Genomic DNA, 3,866 nt, shown 5'->3' with positions numbered 1-3,866 from the left:
AGCGCCCGCGCCGCGGCGAGCGGCTGGCGCGTGCCGACCTCGCCGTTGGCGTCCTGGAGCACCGCTGCGACGGTCCCGGGGACGGCCACCTCCTCGGCCCAGGCCCCGAGGTCGACCGAGCCCGTCCGCGTGACCGGCACCTCGGCGAAGCGCTCCGGGTCGTCGGAGCGCATCGCCCTCGCACGTCCGGGCACGAGGATCGCGGAGTGTTCGACCGCGGAGGCCACCGTGCGTGCGCCGCGGCGCTCAGCGGCATACAGCACTCCGTCGACAGCCCTGGCCAGCGCGGTCGGCCCGCTGGGCAGGAAACTCACCTCGGCGGGCCGCACGCCCAGGCCGGCGGCGACCACCTCTCTCGCCTGCGCCAGCAGGGCACCGGCTCGCCGGCCCTCCGCGTGGAGGCGGGCGGGATCGGCCCAACCGGCATCGAGCGCCGCGACGAGGGTCTGCCTGGCCACCGGGTGCAGCGGACCAGAGGCGGCATCGAGCAGGCGCCTCGGGCGCGGCGCGCGGGAGGGGTCGACCGGGGAGCCCGGATCCGGAGGGGTTGGGCCCGTGCGGGACGCGTTCGCCACACCCCAAACGTTATCCGGACCCTGCCGGACACATCGGGGGGCATGGCGGTAGGGTTCGGCAAGGAGCACGCGCACGCTCGTTGGGCGATGCCCCGTTTTTGGTTGTTTTGGTGGGAGACGGAATGAAAGGTGCACCTGGTGCCTGAGCACGAAGACACCCCGGTGAGGACCTCGACGTCACGGGCCTCCGGGCGACGCAGGGGTCTGCGCGTCGCGGGTCTGGCGACGGTGAGCGCGGTCGCGCTGGCCGGCTGCCAGGGGCAGGTTTCCAACGGCTTCATGCCGCAGTCGATCTCCGACAGTGGGGACCGGGTCACGGACCTGTGGGTCGGCAGCTGGATCGCCGTGCTCGGCGTCGGCGTGATCACCTGGGGCCTCATGCTCTACGCCGCCGTGCGGTTCCGCCGGCGCAAGGGCGATGACACCTTGCCCGTCCAGCTGCGCTACAACGTGCCGGTCGAGCTGCTCTACACGATCATCCCCGTCTTCATGGTCGCCGTGTTCTTCTACTACACGGCCCGCGACGAGGCAGAGCTGACCGACAACAGCAGGACGCCCGACGTGACGATCAGCGTCGTCGGCAAGCAGTGGAGCTGGGACTTCAACTACGTCGACTCCGACGTCTACGACACCGGTGTGCACACCGAGCTGACGGGTGAGGAGGGCGCCCGCGAGAACATGCCGGTGCTCTACCTGCCGGTCAACAAGCGCGTGCAGTTCGTGCTCAACTCACGCGACGTCATCCACAGCTTCTGGGTCCCCGCCTTCATGACCAAGCTCGACATGGTCCCCGGCAAGACCAACCGCTTCCAGGTCGTGCCTTCGCAGGTCGGGGAGTTCCAGGGCAAGTGCGCCGAGCTCTGCGGCGCCTACCACTCCGAGATGCTCTTCATGCTCAAGGTCGTCCCCCAGGAGGAGTACGACCAGCACATGGCACGCCTCGCCGAGATCGGCCAGACCGGGCAGCTCCCCGTCGATGCCAGTCGCGAGGAGCTCGTCGAGGGCGACGCCGAACTGATCCCCGAACCTGCTCGCACCGGGAGCAACTGATGACCACCACCGCCAACCGCTCCACCGAGACGACGACGGGCGCCGGGGCGCCGATCACGCCTCGCTCCGAGATCAAGGGCCGCAGCTTCGTCAAGTGGGTGACGACGACCGACCACAAGGTCATCGGCAACCTCTACTTCATCACGTCGTTCCTGTGGTTCCTGCTCGGCGGCATCATGGCGCTGCTGATCCGCGGCGAGCTCCTCGCGCCAGGACTTCAGGTCGTCGACACGAAGGAGCAGTTCAACCAGCTGTTCACGATGCACGGCACGATCATGCTGCTGCTCTTCGCCACACCGCTCTTCGCGGGCTTCGCAAACGCCCTCATGCCGTTGCAGATCGGGGCGCCTGACGTCGCCTTCCCGCGGCTCAACATGTTCGCCTACTGGCTCTACCTCTTCGGTGGTCTCATCGCCGCAGCAGGCTTCCTCACGCCGCAGGGCGCCGCCTCCTTCGGCTGGTTCGCCTACACGCCACTCTCCGACGAGAGCTACAGCCCCGGCCTTGGTGGAGACCTGTGGGTCTTCGGTCTCGCCTTCGCGGGCTTCGGGACCATCCTCGGTGCGGTCAACTTCATCACGACGATCGTCTGCATGCGGGCCCCCGGGATGACGATGTTCCGGATGCCCATCTTCACCTGGACCGTGCTGATCACGTCGATCCTCATCCTCGTCGTCTTCCCCGTCCTCGCCGCCGCGCTCTTCGCCCTCGGTGGTGATCGTCGCTTCGGGATGCACATCTTCGACCCGGAGAACGGCGGTGCCATGCTGTGGCAACACCTGTTCTGGTTCTTCGGGCACCCCGAGGTGTACGTCATCGCGCTGCCCTTCTTCGGCATCATCAGCGAGATCATCCCGGTCTTCTCCCGCAAGCCGATCTTCGGCTACAAGACGCTGGTCTTCGCCACCATCGCCATCGCGGCGCTCTCGACGAGTGTCTGGGCGCACCACATGTACGTCACCGGGCAAGTGCTGCTTCCGTTCTTCGCCGTGATGACCATGCTCATCGCCGTGCCGACCGGAGTGAAGTTCTTCAACTGGATCGGCACCATGTGGGGCGGCAAGGTGTCCATGGACACGCCCATGCTCTGGGCGATGGGCTTCCTCGTGACCTTCCTCTTCGGAGGCCTCACCGGCGTCATCCTGGCCAGCCCGGCCCTCGACTTCCACCTGTCCGACAGCTACTTCGTCGTCGCCCACTTCCACTACACCGTCTTCGGCACGGTCGTGTTCGCGATGTTCGCGGGATTCTACTTCTGGTGGCCGAAGCTCACCGGGCGGATGCTCGACGAGAAGCTCGGAAAGATCCACTTCTGGATGCTCTTCCTCGGCTTCCACACGACCTTCCTCATCCAGCACTGGCTCGGCGTCGAGGGAATGGCCCGCCGCTACGCCGACTATCTGCCCGAGGAGAACTTCCAGACGGGCAACATCGTCTCGAGCATCGGTGCCCTTCTTCTCGGCGCCTCGATGATCCCATTCCTCTACAACGTGTGGCGCACCTGGAAGCGCGCACCGTTCGTCGGCACGGACGACCCCTGGGGCTATGGGGCCTCGCTCGAGTGGGCGACGTCGTGTCCGCCACCGCGACACAACTTCACCTCGCTGCCACGCATCCGGTCTGAGCGTCCCGCCTTCGACCTGCACCACCCCGAGGCAGCCCCCGGGGGTAAGCCGGTGCCGGACCGCGGGACCCTGGCGCAGGTGATGGGCCCGGCCGACCTCGACGAGACCGCCGGTGAGCGTCGAGGCACCACTCGACACCCGAACGGAGACTGACCATGCGCGTCGAGACCAAGCTGTTCATGTACCTCTTCGCCTTCTTCGCGCCCGTCACGCTCATCTACGGGTTCTGGTCGGACTGGAGCGAGCCGATCGGCGTCGTGGCGCTGGGGCTCACTGCTGGGCTCTTCCTGCTCTCCGGCTTCTACTTCTGGATGACGGGCAAGAAGCTGCCCCTTCGTCCAGAGGACAACGCCAGCGGGGAGATCGCAGAGGCCGAGGGCAACTATGGCTACTTCGTCGCGAGCTCCTGGACGCCGCTGTGGCTCGCAGGCGCCGGCGCGATCATGTTCGCCGGTCTCGCCATCGGCTGGTGGCTGTTCATCATCGGCGCGTTCTTCGGCGTCGTCGCGGTCGTCCTCTGGGTCTTTGAGTCCTTCTCTGGCGAGTACTCGATCTGACGTCCAGCCGGTCACTTGCCAACAAGGCCCCACGAGCCCCCCGCGACCCGGTCGCGGGG

General features: G+C 67.1%; 4 protein-coding genes. 3 read left to right on the top strand and 1 reads right to left on the bottom strand.

Annotated features, from left to right (window positions below; genetic code table 11):
• On the bottom strand, positions 1-458 hold a 458-nt coding region (locus LOY02_RS18355), incomplete at its 3' end, for an aminotransferase class V-fold PLP-dependent enzyme (RefSeq protein WP_317183813.1).
• 246 nt (positions 459-704) lie between these two features.
• Here LOY02_RS18355 and coxB point away from each other — a divergent pair.
• The 3 genes from coxB to LOY02_RS18340 are packed head-to-tail and all read left to right on the top strand — an operon-like array spanning position 705 to position 3,807.
• A complete protein-coding gene (coxB, locus tag LOY02_RS18350; RefSeq protein ID WP_410505979.1) occupies positions 705-1,625 on the top strand; it encodes a cytochrome c oxidase subunit II in 921 nt (306 codons plus the stop codon).
• A complete protein-coding gene (gene ctaD, locus LOY02_RS18345) occupies positions 1,625-3,403 on the top strand; it encodes a cytochrome c oxidase subunit I (protein WP_317183811.1) in 1,779 nt (592 codons plus the stop codon). Before coxB ends, ctaD begins: the two co-directional genes overlap by 1 nt.
• A 2-nt stretch (positions 3,404-3,405) precedes the next feature.
• A complete protein-coding gene (locus tag LOY02_RS18340; RefSeq protein ID WP_317183810.1) occupies positions 3,406-3,807 on the top strand; it encodes a cytochrome c oxidase subunit 4 in 402 nt (133 codons plus the stop codon).
• Positions 3,808-3,866: the final 59 nt, after the last annotated feature.

The organism is Intrasporangium sp. (assembly GCF_032907665.1).
Classification (GTDB): Bacteria; Actinomycetota; Actinomycetes; order Actinomycetales; family Dermatophilaceae; genus Intrasporangium.
The sequence above is the reverse complement of the archived record's forward strand: the minus strand, read 5'-3'. Positions and strand labels throughout refer to the sequence as shown.

Excerpts from the sequence above, each read along its gene's own strand:
- ctaD (WP_317183811.1), top strand. The coding sequence starts at position 1,625 with ATGACCACCACCGCCAACCGCTCCACCGAGACGACGACGGGCGCCGGG.
- LOY02_RS18340 (WP_317183810.1), top strand. The coding sequence starts at position 3,406 with ATGCGCGTCGAGACCAAGCTGTTCATGTACCTCTTCGCCTTCTTCGCG.